Genomic DNA, 17,114 nt, shown 5'->3' on the forward strand with positions numbered 1-17,114 from the left:
TTCAGTAACGCACAGTCAGTTCGATGCCGTAAGTACGCGGCTCTGCGGGAATGAAGGTCGGGTGCCCGAACGAGCCGCCTGTATTTCCCGCGTCCAATAGGTACTTCTCGTTACCGAGATTGCGTGCATAGCCGGCCACTTGCAAGCGATTGTCCATGAACGAGACGCCGCCGCGTACGTTGACCAGCGTTACCGCGTCTTGGCTGATCGCTTCGCTGTTCGGGACTTCGAAGTAGATCTTGCTGCGATAGGTCACGCTGGGCGTCAGGAACACGCTGGTGTTCTGGGTGACGGGGACATTGAGATTGAGGCCCGCCGCCCACTGCCACTTGGGCTGGAGGCGGAACTGGTTACCGGCGTAGATGCCGTTGGCTTCCTTGTCGTCGATGCCGCCGCTGATGAAGCCGACGTTGCTGAACGCGCTCAGCCAGTCAGTGAACTTCGCTTCCAGTTCGGCCTCGACGCCGATGTTGGTGGCCGAACCGGCGCTTTCGGTGCGGGCGACGCCGGTCGTGGCATCGATCACGTCGACCTGGAAATTGCTGTAATCGTCATAATAGACGCCCAGCGAGCCCGAGAAGATGCCCGCCGAGCCCTTGATGCCGACTTCGTAGTTCCAGACCGTCTCGGCCTCGATCAGGTTCAGATCCTCGACGGGCCCGGTAGCGGCTGAAAGCTGCACCACCGGCGAACGGCGCCCCTCCGAAATCGTCGCGTAGAGATTGACGTTGGAGTTGAGGTGCCAGAGCGCGTTGAAACGCGGCAGCACGGCGGCATAGGAGCGCTGCGCATAGAACGTCTGCCCGCCGGTATCGACCAGCGGCAGCAGCGGCTGGCCGTATAGCGGCGCCGCAGGTTGGTTGGCGGCATAGCCCGAGCGGCGCTTCTCGATCAGCACGCGCGCGCCGGCCGTGAGTTCGACGGCTGGAACCGGTTTGAATGCGACATCGCCGAACATCGACCACGACTGGTTGCGGCCCTTGTTCTCGTACCAACTCGAATAGGGCAGCTGCCTGACCAGTCCCCGGCTGGCAAGATAGGTGGCCGCCGATGCTGTAACCGTGTTGTTCGCCGAGACGCAGCCAAGGCCCGGAATAATGTTCGCGGTGCACTGCAGATAGGTGCCGACTTCCGAGGAGAACGGCACGTACTGATAGCTGTCCTCGATGAAATAGTTCCACCCGAACGAGGCGCGCCACTGGTCGTCGCTATAGGTAAAGCGGCTCTCGTGGCTCGCCTGCCAGCCCTTGGCGTGTTCGGCGAACTCAAGATACCAGGCGGCCGAGCCATCGGCATCGAAGACTTCCAGCGCATCGAAGTGGCGGTAGCCGTTGACGGTGGTGAAGTTCCAGCCGTCCGCGAAGTCCCAGCTTGCGGTGAGGTTCGCATCGTAGACGTCGCGGTGGAGGCCCAGCTTGTCGCTGCCCAGCACTTCGGCCGAATAGCGCGAGCCGCCGAGATAGGCCGGGCCGTACAGTCCGTCGACCGAAGTCGAGCCGAGGTCCTTCGACAGGAAGGGCGTGCCCGAATTGCGCTGGCGATCGTACGTGAGGATCAGATCGGCGGTGAAGTCGCTGGTCGGCGTGAAGCGCAGCGATCCGCGCAGGCCGAGTTGATCCTGCGCATAGAGATCGTCCTGATCGGGCGCGAGGTTCTTCACATAGCCATCACGCTTCTTCCACTGCCAGGCGATACGCCCGGCAAGGACGTCGTTGCCGGCATTGACGAAGCCTTCCAGCCGGTAGGCATCGAGGTTGCCGTAAGCGCCGGTAACTTGCGCCGAGAGGCCCGGCTGGGGCCTGGCCGAAACAAGGCTGATCGCGCCGATGGCGGCGGCAGTGCCGAACAGCGTTGCCTGCGGGCCCTTGACCACTTCGATGCGGTCGAGATCGAAGTTCCCTTGATAGGCCCCGCGCGAGCGCGAGATGTCGATGCCGTTATAATAGAGCGTGACGCGCGGCCCCTCCTGCGCCGAACCACTGTCCGAAGTGATGCCGCGAATCACGAAGCCGGGATTGTTGGCGCTCTGGATCTGGATGTTGAGGCCGGGAACATAGGCCGAAAGCTCGCCCATATCGGTAACGCCCAGTTGGCGCATGCGCTCGCCGGTGATGGCCGAAAGCGTGATCGGCACGTCGACTGCCCGCTGGGCGATCTTTTGCGCGGTAACAACGATCTGGTTGGAATTGGACGTATCGGAGGAGCTATTCGCGGCTGCATCAGCCTCTTCGGCAAAGGCCGTTTCCGGCGTACCGGCAAGCGCCGTGCCGGCCATCAGAGCTGCGATGCAAGCTGCGAATTTCATTACCGTTTCCCTGTGCCCCATTCTGTCGTTGCCCCCGGCGTTAGCGGCTGGAAATGAAGCTTCAATGGCGATCTGCCATGCAGAGTGGATCGCGCACCTATGGTGCACGATCCCGATTGCTGCCGATCTGCGCCTCCTTTCGCGCACAAGACTTGTAATTGCGAGTGATTATCATTAGCGAATGAGGCGACATCGCAACCCGGGAGAGAATCGTGAGCAAGCCGCCTGCCGCCATGGCCGTTCTCGCCGCGGGGTGATCGTCCGCCTCGATATCCGCTGGTCAAGGAGCCCCAGCATGCAGCCTATCCTGGGTATCTCAGCCTTGCTCTCGATGCTTTCTGCGGATCCGTTCGACGCGGCACCGTGGGCTCTGCCGCGTTCGGATATGCAGGAAATTCCTGCCCCCGACGGCCACCTCTACCGCATTCTGGTCTCGTGGCCCGAAGGTGAGCCGCCCGCACAAGGCTGGCCCGTGCTCTGGCTGCTTGGTGGCGAGGACGATTTCGCGATTGCCACAATGACTGCCCGCCGTCTCGCGCGGAGCGAGGGCATCGCGGAAGGCGTGATCGTCACCATCGAATCCGGCTCTCTGGAGCGCCGCATCGCCGATTACACCCCTGCGGTGCCGGGCTATGCGATCCCCAAGGGCTTTCCCGCTAGCGGCGTCCCAACCGGTGGCGCGGAGCGTTTCCTCGATCTAATCGAAGAGACGTTCCGCCCACTGGTCGAGGGACGCTGGCACCTCGATCCCGCGCAGCAAACGCTTGCCGGGCACAACTTCGGCGGCCTGCTGGCGCTGCACAGCCTGTTTACGAGACGCTGCTATTCGACAATCGTCGCGGTGAACCCGTCGCTCTGGTTCGGCGGCGGCATGCTGGAGGCGCAGGAGCGCAAGGCCGATCCCACGCTGAAGGCTCGCCTGTTGATCGCCAGCGGCACTGCCGAACGCGGTCCTGACGGATGCAGCGGCGCCGCGGGGGAGGCGCTGGTCGCTCGCTGGCAGAACCGCGGGGCACAGGCCCGATATCTGGCACTTCGCGGCCGGGGCCACGGCTCCCCCATGTTCGCGGCGATGACCGCAACGGTCGCCACGGCCTTTGCCGGCTGACGCTGTAACGCCTGAAGATCCCCGTACATCGAGGCTGCTGATCGCCGCTCCGTTTGGCAAGCGGCGAAGGTTGTTGTATGGAACATATAGAGAACATATCAGGCGATTCGGAGTATGGCCGACAAGGTCTTCAAATTGACGGGAAGCGCGGCCGAGCGCCTCGCACAGGCGGCCGGTAGCGAACTACCCGCGCTCGAATGCGGGCGCCTGCACGAAATCCACGCGAGCGCAGACGATCGCGCCGCCGCTTTTGCCTTTGCCCTGTGCGGAAGCGACCTCAGGGGTGAGCCCGGCAAACCCGGCGCGGCGGTGTTCGTGCAAATGGCCCGGGCACCCGGCCGGGCGATCCCCGCTGGAGACGGACTGGCGCTGCTCGGCGTGCCCCCTGCCCGGCTGCTCTTTGTGGAGACCGAAAACGAACTCGACCTCCTGCGCGCGGGTCTCGAAGCGGCGCGCTGCCCGGGCGTGGAACTCGTCCTGCTGGACACGCGCGGATCTTTCGCGAAGTACGACCTGACCGCCAGCAGAAGGCTGGCTCTGGCGGCCGAACAATCGCGCTGCCGGGTCATCGTGCTGCGTCAGGATGCCGAACCACGCCCCAGCGCCGCGCAGACACGCTGGGCCATATCCAGTGCGCCTTCCCACGCCCTCGAAGCCAATGCCCCGGGATCGCCCGCAATGGAGGCGACCCTGCTGCGCTGGCGCAATGGCCCCGCAGGCCGCCGGTGGCGGCTGGAATGGGATGGGGATCATGGAACATTCCGCGATGCGACTGACGACACAACCCACCGGGCGCCGCTGCCTGGCACTGTGGTTCCCCTATTTGGCATGCGAGAGAGTGCGGAAGGTGGCGGGCCCGAGCATACCCGCGCCGCCTGAACCCCTCGCACTCGTATCCCGAGTAGGCAATGCGCTGCGCCTGACTGCCGTGGATTCCTGCGCGAACGATGCAGGACTGGACAAAGGCATGACTCTGGCCGACGCCCGGGCGCGCTGCCCTTCGCTGGCGACCCGTCCGGCCGATCCGGCGCTCGATTCCCGCGAACTCGATGCTCTGGTGCGAGCCATGGTGCGCTTCACTCCCATGGTCGCTGCCGATCCGCCCGACGGGATCGTGCTCGACGTGACCGGCTGCTCACACTTGTTCGGCGGCGAAGCCGAACTGGCGCGGCAAGCCGTGGCCCTGTCCGGCTACACCACCCGCCACGCGCTGGGACCGAACGCAGCGGCCGCGCGTGCGCTGGCGCGGCATGGCGGCAAAAACGAGGATGTGCTGGCCCTGCCCATCACCGCGCTGGAACTGCCCGAGGAGGCGCAGGCGGCCCTGCGCAGAGCGGGCCTGCGACAGATTGGCGACCTTGCCCGGCGACCGATGCAGACGCTGGCCGCCCGTTTCGGCGAGGAGATGGTCACGCGCCTGCGCCAGATCCTGGGCGAGGCCTCCAGCGCAATCGCCCCGCGCCGCGTTTCACCGCCAATCCGCCTCGAAACGCGCTTTCCAGAGCCTCTTATCCGCACCGACGACGCGCTCGACGCTATCGAGGACCTGCTGGAGCAAGCGGCGCAAGGCATGGAATCCCGCCAGTTGGGCGGCCGCCGTTTCACGGTCGTGCTCTGCCGGAGTGACAATGCCCGGCGCCGACTGGTCGTGGATACCGGACGCCCGGAACGCGATCCGGCCGCCGTGATGCGGCTGCTCCACGAACGGATCGACACCCTGTCCGATCCCCTCGATCCCGGTTTCGGCTTCGATTCGATCGAACTGGGGGTCTCGCGCACCGAACCGTTGCCCTCGCGCCAGATGGCGCTCGAAGGCGCGGCGGAAGACCTGACCGACGATCTGGCCGCCCTGATCGACAGGCTCAGCGTCCGGCTCGGCCCGAACCGCGTTCGCCGCCTCACGCCTTGCGACAGGCACTTGCCGGAAGTGACGCAAAAGCTGGAACCGGCCATGCGTGTGCAGGCCGGCGACTGGCCCAATGTGCAAGACCGGCCCGCGCGCCCGGTCCTGCTGCTCGATCCTCCGCAGCCGGTGGACGTGGTCGCCGGCGTGCCGGATGGCCCTCCGCTGCGTTTTCGCTGGAAAAACCGGTTGCACGAGGTTCGACTGGCCGAGGGGCCCGAGCGCATCGGGGCGGAATGGTGGCGCAAGCCGACGGGCCATCTTGCCGGCGAAAAACCGCCAACCCGCGATTATTACCGGATCGAGGATGCCGAAGGTCGGCGCTATTGGCTGTTCCGGCACGGCCTGTTCGAGGAAACCTCCAGCCCGCGCTGGTATCTGCACGGGCTGTTCCCATGAGCGATCCGAGAGCCCCTCGCTTCCTGGAGGCGGTGGCCGCCAGCAACTTCAGCTTCCTGCGTGGCGCCTCCCACGCGCAGCTCATGGTCGCGCGGGCCCATGCGCTGGGCATGACCGGCATTGGCATCGCGGACCGCAACACCGTGGCCGGTGTGGCCCGCGCGCTCAAGGCGTGGCGGGAACTGGGCGGCGCCGGAAGCGGTTTCCGGCTCCTCGTCGGCGCGCGGCTCGTCTTTGCCGACGGCACTCCGGACGTGGTTGCCTATCCCACCACGCGCCACGGTTGGGGGCGGCTGACGCGGCTGCTCACACTGGGCAATCGTCGCGCTGAGAAGGGCGAATGCACGCTGCACCTGCCCGACCTGCTCGACCACGCACAGGACATGGCCCTGATCGCGATGGACGGCGATGCCACCTTGCTCGAAACCCTGCGCACCGCGACGCCCTATCTCTGGCTCGCCGCCACCATGCCCCGCGCCGGACGCGATGCCCGCTATCTGAAACAGCGCATGACACTGTCCGCGCGGACCGGCGTGCCGCTGATCGCCACCAACGATGCCCTCTATGCCTCGCCTGACGACAGACCGATGCAAGACGTGCTCACTTGCATCCGCGAAGGCCTGACCGTCCAGACCGCCGGCCGCCGCCTCGCCGCCAATGCCGAGCGCCATCTCAAGCCGCCTGCGGAAATGGCGCGCCTGTTCCTCGCCTGCCCCGAAGCCATAGCCGCCACGCAGGACTTGCAGGACTGCATCCACTTCACGCTCGACCAACTGGTCTACCAATATCCGCGCGAACCGGTGCCGGAAGGCTGGGAGCCGCAGAGCTGGCTCGAACATCTCGTGATGGAAGGTGCCAGGAAACGCTTCGGCGACCGATTGCCGGATGGCTACCGCGAGGTGCTCGACGAGGAGTTCAGCCTGATCCGCGACAAGAAGTACGCCTGCTACTTCCTGACCGTTCACGATATCGTCAACCATGCCCGCACCCGCGAACCGCCGATCCTGTGCCAGGGGCGAGGTTCGGCCGCCAATTCGCTGGTCTGCTACCTGCTGGAGATCACGCCGATCGATCCGGTGCAGGAGAAGCTGCTATTCTCACGCTTTCTCTCCGGCGAACGCAACGAACCGCCGGACATCGATGTCGACTTCGAGCACGAGCGGCGCGAGGAAGTGATCCAGTACGTCTACAAGCGCTATGGCCGCGACCGGGCCGGGATCGCCGCCACTGTCATCCGCTACCGCCAGCGCAGCGCCATCCGCGAGGTGGGCAAGGCGCTGGGCCTGACCGAGGACGTGACCAGCCGCCTGTCCGGCACGATCTGGGGTAGCTGGGGCGACGAGGAACTGCCCGAAAGCCGCCTTGCCGAGGCCGGCTTCGATCCCGGCAATCCGGAACTGGCGCGCCTGCGCGACATGGTCGGCCAATTGCTCGAATTTCCCCGCCACCTCTCGCAGCATGTCGGCGGCTTCGTGCTGAGCGAAGGGCGGCTCGACGAACTGGTGCCGATCCACAATGCCGCGATGCCGGATCGCACGTTCATCGAATGGGACAAGGACGACCTCGAAGCGCTGGGCCTGATGAAAGTCGACGTGCTGGCGCTGGGCATGCTCACCGCGATCCGGAAGAGCTTCAACCTGCTGCGCGATCACGACTTGCGCGACCTGACGCTGGCTACCGTTCCGATCGAGGACAAGCCCACTTACGATATGCTCCAAAAAGGGGACAGTATCGGCGCCTTTCAGGTCGAAAGCCGTGCGCAGATCGCCATGCTGCCGCGCATGAAGCCCAAATGCCTCTACGATCTCGTCATTCAGGTCGCCATCGTGCGCCCCGGCCCCATTCAGGGCGGGATGGTCCATCCCTATCTGCGGCGACGTAACAAGGAGGAAGAGGTCAATTATCCCGGGCCTAAGGGCGAAATCGAAGGCGTTCTCGAGAAGACGCTCGGTGTCCCGCTGTTTCAGGAACAGGCGATGAAACTCGCCATGGTCGCAGCCCGCTTCACACCCGCAGAGGCCGACGGCCTGCGACGCGCCATGGCCACATTCCGCCACAACGGCACCGTACATCATTACCAGCCCCGGCTCATCGAAGGCATGGTCTCACGCGGCTATCCTCGCGAGTTCGCCGAGCGATGTTTCGAGCAGATCAAGGGCTTCGGCGAATACGGCTTTCCCGAAAGCCACGCACAGGCATTTGCCTGGCTGGCCTATGTCTCTTCATGGCTGAAATGCCACTATCCGGCAGTGTTCACCTGCGCGCTGCTCAACAGCCAGCCCATGGGCTTCTATGCCCCCGCCCAGCTTGTGCGGGACGCGCAGGAGCATGGGATCGAAGTGCGCCCGATCGACGTAAATGCCAGCGAATGGGACAATACGCTGGAGAGTGAGCGCGTGCTGCGCCTTGGCCTGCGCCAGATCGATGGCTTTCGCGAGGAATGGGCGGAGATGCTGACCGAAAAGCGCAAGGAACGGCCCATCGCCGGAATGGAAGACCTTGCCCGCCGCGCCGAATTGCCCGCCCGCGCGCTTCGCCTGCTGGCCGATGGCGACGCGCTGGGCTCGCTGGGGCAGAACCGGCGCGAGGCCGGGTGGGAGACGCGGCGCGTTCCGCCCGTCCAATTGCCGCTGTTCGCCGCGCTGGATGCGCCGGAACTGGGCAAGGAACCGGATGCACCGTTACCGACGATGACGCCTTCGGAAGAAGTCATGGCGGATTACCAGACCCAGCGGCTTTCCCTGAAAGGCCACCCCATGCAATTCCTGCGCGGCCATTTCGCAGAGCGGGGCGTTACCGACTGCGCCACGGTCAACGCAGCGCGGGACGGCACGAAACTGCGCGTTGCAGGGGTAGTGCTGGTCCGCCAGAGGCCCGGCAAGGGCAATGCGATCTTCATCACGATCGAGGACGAGACCGGGGTCGTCAACGCGCTGCTCTGGGCACGCGATATGGAGCCCCAACGGCGCGCGCTCATGGCCGCACGCCTCATGGTGATCGACGGCGAGGTTCAGCGGAGCAAGGAGGACGTGGTTCACCTGATCGTCACCAAGGTCACCGATGCCAGCAGCGCGTTGTCCCGCCTCTCACAGGCACAAGTATCGCAGCCTCAACACGCTCTTCCCGGCAGTGGACGCGGTGACGAAATCCGTCACTCGTCGCACCCCCGCAATGTGCGCATCCTCCCAAGATCAAGGGATTTCCACTAACGGGTTGAGCGGGCGCAGTCGGCGAGGACGAGGTGCGGAAAGTGGTGACCCCGGCGCGATTCGAACGCGCGGCCTACAGATTAGGAATCTGTCGCTCTATCCGGCTGAGCTACGGGGCCACTTATCGGCGGTCCTTATCGATGGACGCATCATGCGTCCAGCCTGTTCGTAAATTGGCCGCGCAGGCGAGACGGCTTCCCATACCAGCAATGGCAATCGCTTACGCGGCGCGGCAGAATGAGGAACAGGCGCTCCTTGCGACCCCGCCCGTGTGAAGGGTGGGTTCGCAAGGCGGTTGTGGCTATCGTCAATTTGGCGCCTGAATCCTGTCGTTACCGATCACGCTCACGCCGGACATCTGTCCTATTCCAATTTGTCTCGGCCCAAAGCCGCAAGATCGCGGATAATCGCGGCAAGTTGACCGGGCAATCGCTCATCTTCGGCCAGATACTTGCCGTCGAGCGCAGCAGTGCCGATCGTGAAGCCTGCTGCACCCGCCTTCTGCACGGCTGCAATCCGTTCCGGCCTGTCGATGGAGCCCGCGACATAGACAGGCTTGGACACCGCCGAGCAGACAGCCCCGATCAAGGTCGAAGCATCCTCCGTCGAACGATAGGCGAGCAGGTCAAGCCCATGCACACCTTCACGGGCGGACAGTTCCACCGCGCTGGAGACGATCTCCGCGATAGTCCCTTCCAGCACGCTCGGATGGCCGGAAATTCGGCCGGGAAACGGGAAATAGCGGATCTCGGTATCGGCAATGATGGGCAGCACGTCCTCGGCATGCGTACCGCCGAGCAGCACATCCACGCCGATATCAACCGCGACCTTTGCCGAGGCGCTCTCGCTATCGCGGCCAAGCGAGACAACTTCGAGATAGGAGGTCGCCCCGCCCTCCCGGATCGCCGCGTTCAGCGCTTTCAGTCGGTCCGGCGACAGGCCGATATCCTTGAAGCCGATGTGCCGCACGCCAAGGCCCAGCGCGGTTTGGACATGTTCCATGGCGTCCTCGACAGTTCGATCGTTGCGCGTGAGCATGAAGATGAAACGAAGGCTCATGAAACTGTCTTTCCAAATTCGTCGGCGCCGCTTGGCGTGGCGACCAGTCTCCAGTCGCAGACGAGCGCGGTTTGTAGACGGGCAGGATCGACCATCTCCCGGTCCGCAATGTCAAATGCCATTCCGTGATCCGCACCGGCGGACGAACGGCAGGCCACGCGTGATATTCACACCCTTTCAGATTGCCGATTTCTCACAAGGATTTGGCAATTGAGCAAGGGGTGTCGTTTCGTACACAACACCTTACGTTGGCTCGATCGCTGAAACTGCCCCGTGGCACATACCCATGTCAAAACGGGGTCAGTCCAAACACCCTTTTCCTTTCGGAAAAAGTCAGGCGGATTTAGCGCAAATAGTGTGTCGACGTTTCGTCCACTCACAAATCAATCGCACTGACGTGACCTATTGGGCCGAATTCCGGCATCGATGGCACCGTTGCTTCGGGCATTCGTAGAGTCTCACGCCTCAGTGCGTGAAGGGCCGCAATTCGCTCAATTCGCTTGCTCAGGCGGAACCACCGCAAACGGCAGGGGTGCCACGGCGATGCCTTCCTCGATAAGCTCCTGTGCCTGCTCGACACTGGCTTCGCCGTGGATCACTTCCGCCTCGCGCTCGCCGTAGTGCATGGCGCGCGCATCATCGACGAAGCTCTTCCCGACATAGCGGCTGTCCTTCAGCGCTTCGGATTGCATCTTCGCCAGTTTTCGGATCAGTTCGACGGCCTGAGGTGGCAGCGGCGCGCTGGCGACAGGCGTTTCGCGTGGAGCGACCGGATGCGGCTCTGGCTTGGAGACGGCTCGCGAGGACGGAACCGGATCGGACCGCTGATTGCCCTTGCGCGCCAACCTTGGAGCCTGAAGTGCCTTGCTGACATCCCCGGTACCGCACTGCGGACAGCACAGGAGGCCGCCCTGCTGCTGACGCACGAAATCATCGGAGGATTTGAACCAGCCTTCGAACCGATGGCGCGCGCCCCGGCATTCGAGATCATAGACAATCATTGCGACACTTCTTGCGTTTAACCGCTTATTTGGCGATCGCACGGCGATTGGCAAGGCTCGGCAATTGCGCGCGAACTTCGGCAATGCGCGCGAAATCGAGGTTTACGAAGCCAAGCCCCGCCTGCTCGCCGCCCATGTCGAGCAGAACATCGCCCCAGGGATCGACCGCGATGCTGTGCCCGTAAGTCTCGCGTCCGTCCTCATGATGGCCGACTTGCGCGGCACTGAGCACGAATGCGCTGGCCTCGACCGCGCGGGCGCGCTGCATCAGTTGCCAGTGCGCCTTGCCGGTAGGCACGGTGAAGGCAGCGGGAATGGCAATCACGTCGCACTTTTCACGTCCCAGTGCCTCGAACAGCGCGGGAAAGCGAACATCGTAGCAGATCGCAAGGCCCAGGCGGCCCAGCGGCGTGTCCACCGTCACCACCTTGTCGCCCGGCGCATAGGCATTGGATTCGCGCCAGGATTCCCCGGTCGCAAGATCCACGTCGAACATGTGCATCTTGTCGTAGCGGGCGCGGATCTCGCCCTTGTCATCGATCACGAAGGCGCGGTTGGCGTATCGGCCGTCGCCGCCTTCGGGACGCACCGCAAGCGAGCCGATATGGACCCACAAGCCTTCGCGCGCCGCCGCGTCGCGCACGGCGGCAAGCACGCGGTCCTCGCTCTCCGTGACAATGTTGGCGGCCGCGCGATCACGCTTGCGGTCCAGCAGCCCGGACATCTCCGGCGTGAACAGCATGGCCGCACCGCCAGCTTTCGCTTCGGCGACAGCGGCAACGATCGCCTCGGCATTGGCCGCGGGATCGATGCCGGTGGTCATCTGGAACAGCGCCGCGCGCGTCATCTGCCCGACGCCTTACAAGCCAAGGACGGGGTCAAGCTCACCCGCACGGTCGAGCGCATTGATATCGTCGAATCCGCCATAGGCTTTTCCGTTCACCAGCACTTGCGGCACGGTGCGCGCACCGGGAACGCGCTCTTCCATCTCCGCGCGCTTGGGGCCGCCCATGGTCACGTCGTACTCCTCATAAGGCACCCCCTTGTCGTCGAGCAGCGCCTTGGCCGCGACGCAATAAGGGCAACCCCACTTGGTGTAGATCTCGACCTTCGGTTCACTCATCAAAACGGGCTCCGTCAAAAGGGTTAGCGTCCCCTTGAAAGCGTGGGGCGCTACCATATCTAATCACTCGAGTCATGGCCCGCCATGGGGATGGCTCGATTACGAGGCGCCGAGCTTTCGGGCCTCATCAAACGAAGATTGCTCAGACGAGGATTTTTGTCATGAATCGCATCGATTTCACCCCCTATCGCCGCACCATGGTCGGGTTCGACCGCCTGTTCGACATGATCGAGAACCAGGCGCGCGCCAACGCCGGCGACAAGTATCCGCCCTTCAACATCGAACGTCGTGGTGCCGACGCCTATCGCATCACGCTGGCGGTCGCCGGTTTCAAGCCGGCCGACATCGACATCACCGCGCAGGCGAACCTCCTCGTCGTCCGGGGCAACAAGCCCGACGACGGCAATGAAGGCGAGATGCTGCACGTCGGCATCGCCCAACGCGGGTTTGAGCGCCGGTTTGAACTGGCCGACTATGTCCGCGTCGATCAGGCAGACCTTGCCGATGGCTTGCTGGTGATCGACCTCGTTCGCGAAGTGCCCGAGGCGATGAAGCCCAAGAAGATCGCGATCGGCGGCAATACGCTGACCGTGGTCGAAGGCGGCTCCGACGAGATCGCCGCAGCCTGATTGCAGCCCTGACGCATTGATATGATCGAGGGCGGTCCGGACATCCGGGCCGCCCTTTTTGCGCCCACCGCACATCCCTGCGCCTTTTCCGCGCTGGAATGCGAGCCTTGCAGCCGATAAGCGGCACGCTCCCGACATAGCGGACCGCAATTCCACCATGCTCTCGATACTTCTGGTCGTCCTGCCGATCTTCGCGTTGACATTTGTCGGCTGGCTGGCCCGCCGCGTCGGCATCTTCAGCCCGCAATCGACCACCGAGCTAAACCGTTTCGTCGTCTACCTCGCCCTGCCCGCCTTGCTCTTCGACATCGTTGCGAAGGCAAACCTTGCCCAGCTCTGGCAACCGGGCTTCGTCGCGGTCTTCGCGATCAGCACTTTCGCGTTCTTCGTGCTGACCGTGGCCGTAAGCCGGTGGATGGGGCGCGACATCGGTAATGCCGCGATCCTTGGGCTCAATTCGAGCTACTCGAACACGGCCTTCCTTGGCTTCCCACTGCTACTGGCAACGCTGGGGCCCGCATCCCAGACGCTTACCCTGATCGCCACGATCAACACCGTCTGCGTGCTGTTCGCACTCGCCATCGTGCTGATCGAATTCGGTAATCAGAAGGGTGGAAATCCCGCCGTTATCATGCTGCGTGTCGGCCAGGCCCTGTTTCGCAATCCGCTGGTGCTGGCCCCTCTGGCCGGCGCGGCGGTGATGGCGAGCGGCCTTGGCATTGCCGCCCCGCTCGATGCGTTCCTCAAGCTGCTGGGTTCGGCCGCCAGCCCTTGCGCGCTGGTCTGCCTCGGCATGTTCCTGGCCGAACCGCGCGACAAGGGCGAAGGCGCGGCTGGCACGACCGCGCTTCTCGTGGCGCTCAAGCTTTTCGTCTATCCGGCGCTGACGCTGGTTCTGGCGCTTTGGGTCTTTCCCCTGCCCATACCGCTGCGCAATGCGGCGGTACTGCTGGCAGCGCTGCCTACCGGCACTGGACCTTTCATGCTGGCCGAATTCCACCGCCGCGAAGGTGCACTGACCGCGGAAGTCATCCTCACCTCCACGGTCCTTTCGATCGGTACGGTGACGCTGCTGCTTTCACTCCTTCGCTGAAACGAAAAAGGGCCGGCTCCGCAGGGGAGCCGGCCCTTTTTCGATTTCGAACCGGTCGATCAGACCAGACGCGCCTGCCGCAGCGCGGCAGCGATGAAGCCCTTGAACAGCGGGTGCGGTTCGAAGGGGCGCGACTTGAGTTCGGGGTGGAACTGCACGCCGACGAAGAACGGATGGTCCGGACGTTCGACGATCTCGGGCAACAGGCCGTCAGGCGACATGCCAGAGAAGATCAGGCCGTTGCCCTCAAGCGCGTCACGGTACTTGCCGTTGACCTCGTAGCGATGGCGATGGCGTTCCGAAATCTCGGTCGCATCGTAGATCGAGGCGATGTGGCTGTTGGGCGAGAGCATCGCCTTGTAGGCGCCAAGACGCATGGTGCCGCCCAGATCGCCGCCTTCGGCGCGGGTCTGGAGGCCGTCTTCGGTCATCCACTCGGTGATGATGCCAACCACGGGCTCTTCGGTCGGGCCGAACTCGGTCGAGCTGGCCTTTTCGATACCGGCAGCGCGCGCACCTTCGATGCAGGCCATCTGCATGCCGAGGCAGATGCCGAAGAACGGCACCTCGCGCTCACGGGCGAAGCGGACCGACGCAATCTTGCCTTCCGAACCGCGCTCGCCGAAGCCCCCGGGCACCAGAATGCCGTGCATGGGTTCAAGCGCGGCGGCGATTTCCGAATCTTCCTTCTCGAAGATTTCGGCATCGATCCAGTTGACGTTGACCTTCACGCGGTTGGCCATGCCACCGTGGACGAGCGCCTCGTTCAGCGACTTGTAGGCATCGGGCAGGCCGACGTACTTGCCGACGACACCGATGGTCACTTCGCCTTCGGGGTGTTCGAAACGGTCGGTAATGTCGCTCCAGCGGCGGAGTTCCGGCGCGGGCGAGGACATGCCGAAGTGGTGCAGAACCTCCGCGTCGAGGCCTTCCATGTGATACTGGAGCGGCACCGCGTAGATGTTCGGCGCGTCGAGTGCGGGGATCACCGCCTGCGGACGCACGTTGCAGAACAGCGCGATCTTGCGGCGCTCGCTTTCGGGCAGTTCGCGATCGCAGCGGCACAGCAGGATGTCGGGCTGGATGCCAAGGCCGGTCAGTTCGCGCACCGAGTGCTGCGTAGGCTTGGTCTTCAGCTCGCCGGCAGCGGCGATGTAGGGCACCAGCGTGACGTGGACGAAGCAGGTCTGCTCGCGGCCGAGTTCATTGCGCATCTGGCGCAGCGCCTCGACGAAGGGCAGGCCCTCGATATCGCCGACGGTGCCGCCGATTTCGCACAGCACGAAATCGAGGTCCTCGGTCTCCGCCATGGCGAAGTCCTTGATCGCATCGGTAACGTGCGGAATGACCTGGACCGTGGCACCGAGGTAGGCGCCGCGACGCTCCTTGGCGATGATGTCCTGATAGATGCGGCCCGACGTGATGTTATCAGCCTGACGCGCCGAGACGCCAGTGAAGCGCTCGTAGTGGCCAAGGTCGAGATCGGTTTCGGCACCGTCGTCGGTGACGAAGACTTCGCCGTGCTGATAGGGGCTCATCGTGCCCGGATCGACGTTCAGGTAGGGGTCGAACTTGCGGATGCGGACGCGATAACCGCGTGCCTGCAGAAGTGCGGCGAGGCTCGCCGCCATGAGACCCTTACCGAGCGAGGAAACCACGCCGCCGGTGATAAAAATATGCCGCGCCATGGGAGTCGGCCCTTAAATTGCATGGGGGCACGAGCGCAAGAGCGCTGTGCCTCAATCCACAGATCAAACGGATGGCCAAAGACCAAAAAGCGATAGAATGCCGTCTGTCAGAGCCAGACGGCATTCTCTTTACGATGATACGCGGGGGTACCGGGCCGGTTTAGTGGCCAGCGGCACCCGAAAGCGGATCATTCGCCGGGGCCGGAGTGGCGCCACCGGCAGGAGCGGCCGGAGCGGCGGCCGGATTGGCCGCGCCGGCGAGCGGATCGGTCGGCGCGGGCGCCGGAGCGGCCGGTGCCGGCGCGGTGGGAACCGCTGCACGCTGAAGCGAAGTATCGACGTCGTCGCCGGTCTTGTTGACCGCCAGCGCCGCAAGCACGATCGAGAGAATCACGAAAGCCGCGGCAAGACCGCCGGTCGCGCGCGTCAGAAAGTTCGCCGCGCCGCGCGCCGAAAGCATGCCCGAGGGGCTGCCGCCAACACCAAGGCCGCCGCCTTCCGACTTCTGAATCAGAATCACGACCACAAGAAGCAAGGCAACGATGGCCTGGACCACGGTCAGGAAAGTGAACAGCATCGTGTTAAGTCTCGATCTTTCGGAGGGGACGATTGCTCGTCCCGCGATTCAAGCCGCGCAGATAGGCGCTGGAGCGCCCCTGCGCAAGCCACCAGCCGGAATTCGAACGACATCGCTGCCCGTTCGCTTCCGGCAAAGCGCAACATTTCAGCGTCAGTCGGCGTCCAGCAGGGCCGCCGCGCCGATGATGGCCGTGAAGCTTTCGGCGCTCAGGCTGGCACCGCCGACCAGCGCTCCGCCCACGTCGGGCACGGAGAGCAGTTCGGCCGCGTTCTCAGCCTTTACCGAGCCGCCGTAAAGGATACGCACGTCCGCACCGCCTTCGCCATAAAGCGCGACGAGCTTTGCGCGGATCGCTGCATGCATTTCGGCCACGTCCTCGATCGAAGGCACGCGGCCAGTGCCGATGGCCCAGACCGGCTCATAGGCGATCGAGAGTTTTTCGGGCGCCCCGTCGGTACGCGGGCACGAACCCTCAAGCTGCGCGGCGACCACGGCGATGGCATCGCCCGCGTCGCGCTGCGCTTCGGTTTCACCGACGCAGAGAATCACCGCAAGGCCCGCACCCAGCGCGGCCTCGGCCTTGGCCTTCACGAGCGCGTCACTCTCGCCATGGAGCGTGCGGCGCTCCGAGTGGCCGAGAATGGTGAAGTCCGCACCGGCATCCTTGAGCATGGGCGCGGAGATATCGCCGGTGAAAGCGCCGCTCTCCTCGGAACGGCAATCCTGGCCGCCGACGCCGATCAGCTCGACAGCGTCGCGCATACGGAAGATCAGCGTGGCGGGCGGAGCGAGGGCAACCTGCACCTTGGGAAAGCGTGCGGCAGCCCGGTCGATCGCGCGCGCCTCGGTAAGCATCGCGCGCGTGCCATGCATTTTCCAGTTACCGACGATGTAAGGCAGAGCAGCCATCTAACAAAAACCCTGAATCATTTTTGGTCTGCGTCCGGCCACGTAGTTCTACCGCCGAGGGCGGGAATCAGCCGAACGCTTGCGGGGCGCTGCTAGGCAGCCGGGCCC

Annotated in this window: 15 protein-coding genes and 1 tRNA gene; 6 read left to right on the forward strand and 10 right to left on the reverse strand. The window is 64.3% G+C overall.

The features are described 5' to 3' along the window. Position 1: 1 nt before the first annotated feature. Positions 2 to 2,305: a TonB-dependent receptor gene (locus tag EDF56_RS04255; RefSeq protein ID WP_132385449.1), complete on the reverse strand. Its 2,304-nt coding sequence runs from the start codon at positions 2,303 to 2,305 to the stop codon at positions 2 to 4. A gap of 295 nt (positions 2,306 to 2,600) precedes the next feature. Here EDF56_RS04255 and EDF56_RS04260 point away from each other — a divergent pair, with 295 nt between their 5' ends. The 4 genes from EDF56_RS04260 to EDF56_RS04275 all read left to right on the forward strand — a co-directional run bounded on the left by EDF56_RS04260 (position 2,601) and on the right by EDF56_RS04275 (position 8,924). Further along, entirely contained in the window at positions 2,601 to 3,413 is an 813-nt protein-coding gene (locus EDF56_RS04260) for an alpha/beta hydrolase-fold protein (RefSeq protein ID WP_165912068.1), read from the forward strand. A 114-nt stretch (positions 3,414 to 3,527) separates the two neighbouring features. Continuing rightward, positions 3,528 to 4,292, forward strand: a complete 765-nt coding sequence (locus EDF56_RS04265) for a hypothetical protein (RefSeq protein WP_132385451.1) — start codon at positions 3,528 to 3,530, stop codon at positions 4,290 to 4,292. Beyond that, positions 4,180 to 5,715, forward strand: a complete 1,536-nt coding sequence (locus tag EDF56_RS04270; protein ID WP_132385452.1) for a DNA polymerase Y family protein — start codon at positions 4,180 to 4,182, stop codon at positions 5,713 to 5,715. The genes EDF56_RS04265 and EDF56_RS04270 overlap by 113 nt, the downstream gene beginning before the upstream one ends. After that, positions 5,712 to 8,924 carry an error-prone DNA polymerase gene (locus EDF56_RS04275; protein ID WP_132385453.1) on the forward strand — a complete coding sequence of 1,071 codons (3,213 nt, stop codon included), beginning with the start codon at positions 5,712 to 5,714 and terminating at the stop codon, positions 8,922 to 8,924. Before EDF56_RS04270 ends, EDF56_RS04275 begins: the two co-directional genes overlap by 4 nt. Positions 8,925 to 8,966: 42 nt before the next feature. On the opposite strand, the gene EDF56_RS04280 is transcribed toward EDF56_RS04275, so the two are convergent. The 6 genes from EDF56_RS04280 to grxC all read right to left on the reverse strand — a co-directional run bounded on the left by EDF56_RS04280 (position 8,967) and on the right by grxC (position 12,107). Then, positions 8,967 to 9,043: transfer RNA gene (locus tag EDF56_RS04280), tRNA-Arg, on the reverse strand. Positions 9,044 to 9,287: 244 nt separating this feature from the next. Next, complete coding sequence (locus EDF56_RS04285) at positions 9,288 to 9,983, reverse strand: hypothetical protein (protein ID WP_207904614.1); 696 nt, start codon at positions 9,981 to 9,983, stop codon at positions 9,288 to 9,290. After that, complete coding sequence (locus tag EDF56_RS26570; protein WP_279389695.1) at positions 9,980 to 10,105, reverse strand: hypothetical protein; 126 nt, start codon at positions 10,103 to 10,105, stop codon at positions 9,980 to 9,982. Before EDF56_RS26570 ends, EDF56_RS04285 begins: the two co-directional genes overlap by 4 nt. A 369-nt stretch (positions 10,106 to 10,474) precedes the next feature. Next, a complete protein-coding gene (locus tag EDF56_RS04290) occupies positions 10,475 to 10,984 on the reverse strand; it encodes a DUF1178 family protein (RefSeq protein WP_132385454.1) in 510 nt (169 codons plus the stop codon). 25 nt (positions 10,985 to 11,009) lie between these two features. Continuing rightward, positions 11,010 to 11,831 carry a carbon-nitrogen hydrolase family protein gene (locus EDF56_RS04295; RefSeq protein ID WP_132385455.1) on the reverse strand — a complete coding sequence of 274 codons (822 nt, stop codon included), beginning with the start codon at positions 11,829 to 11,831 and terminating at the stop codon, positions 11,010 to 11,012. Positions 11,832 to 11,843: 12 nt separating this feature from the next. After that, the gene (gene grxC / locus EDF56_RS04300; RefSeq protein WP_132385456.1) at positions 11,844 to 12,107 is read right to left on the reverse strand and encodes a glutaredoxin 3; all 264 of its coding nucleotides are present in this window, start codon (positions 12,105 to 12,107) and stop codon (positions 11,844 to 11,846) included. Positions 12,108 to 12,268: 161 nt separating this feature from the next. Here grxC and EDF56_RS04305 point away from each other — a divergent pair, with 161 nt between their 5' ends. Together EDF56_RS04305 and EDF56_RS04310 are read left to right on the forward strand one after the other, a co-directional pair. Further along, a complete protein-coding gene (locus EDF56_RS04305) occupies positions 12,269 to 12,736 on the forward strand; it encodes an Hsp20 family protein (RefSeq protein ID WP_132385457.1) in 468 nt (155 codons plus the stop codon). A gap of 157 nt (positions 12,737 to 12,893) precedes the next feature. Next, positions 12,894 to 13,829, forward strand: a complete 936-nt coding sequence (locus tag EDF56_RS04310; RefSeq protein ID WP_132385458.1) for an AEC family transporter — start codon at positions 12,894 to 12,896, stop codon at positions 13,827 to 13,829. Positions 13,830 to 13,888: 59 nt separating this feature from the next. Here the strand turns inward: EDF56_RS04310 and EDF56_RS04315 are convergent, their stop codons facing one another. From EDF56_RS04315 to tpiA, 3 genes are all read right to left on the reverse strand, one after another. Beyond that, positions 13,889 to 15,517 (reverse strand): CTP synthase, encoded by a 1,629-nt coding sequence (locus EDF56_RS04315; protein ID WP_132385459.1) that lies wholly within the window; start codon positions 15,515 to 15,517, stop codon positions 13,889 to 13,891. A gap of 160 nt (positions 15,518 to 15,677) precedes the next feature. Beyond that, the gene (secG, locus tag EDF56_RS04320) at positions 15,678 to 16,091 is read right to left on the reverse strand and encodes a preprotein translocase subunit SecG (RefSeq protein WP_132385784.1); all 414 of its coding nucleotides are present in this window, start codon (positions 16,089 to 16,091) and stop codon (positions 15,678 to 15,680) included. Between the two features lie 156 nt (positions 16,092 to 16,247). Next, the gene (gene tpiA / locus EDF56_RS04325; RefSeq protein WP_132385460.1) at positions 16,248 to 17,006 is read right to left on the reverse strand and encodes a triose-phosphate isomerase; all 759 of its coding nucleotides are present in this window, start codon (positions 17,004 to 17,006) and stop codon (positions 16,248 to 16,250) included. Positions 17,007 to 17,114 lie beyond the last annotated feature (108 nt).

It is taken from the genome of Novosphingobium sp. PhB165, from assembly GCF_004341845.1.
Classification (GTDB): domain Bacteria; phylum Pseudomonadota; class Alphaproteobacteria; order Sphingomonadales; family Sphingomonadaceae; genus Novosphingobium.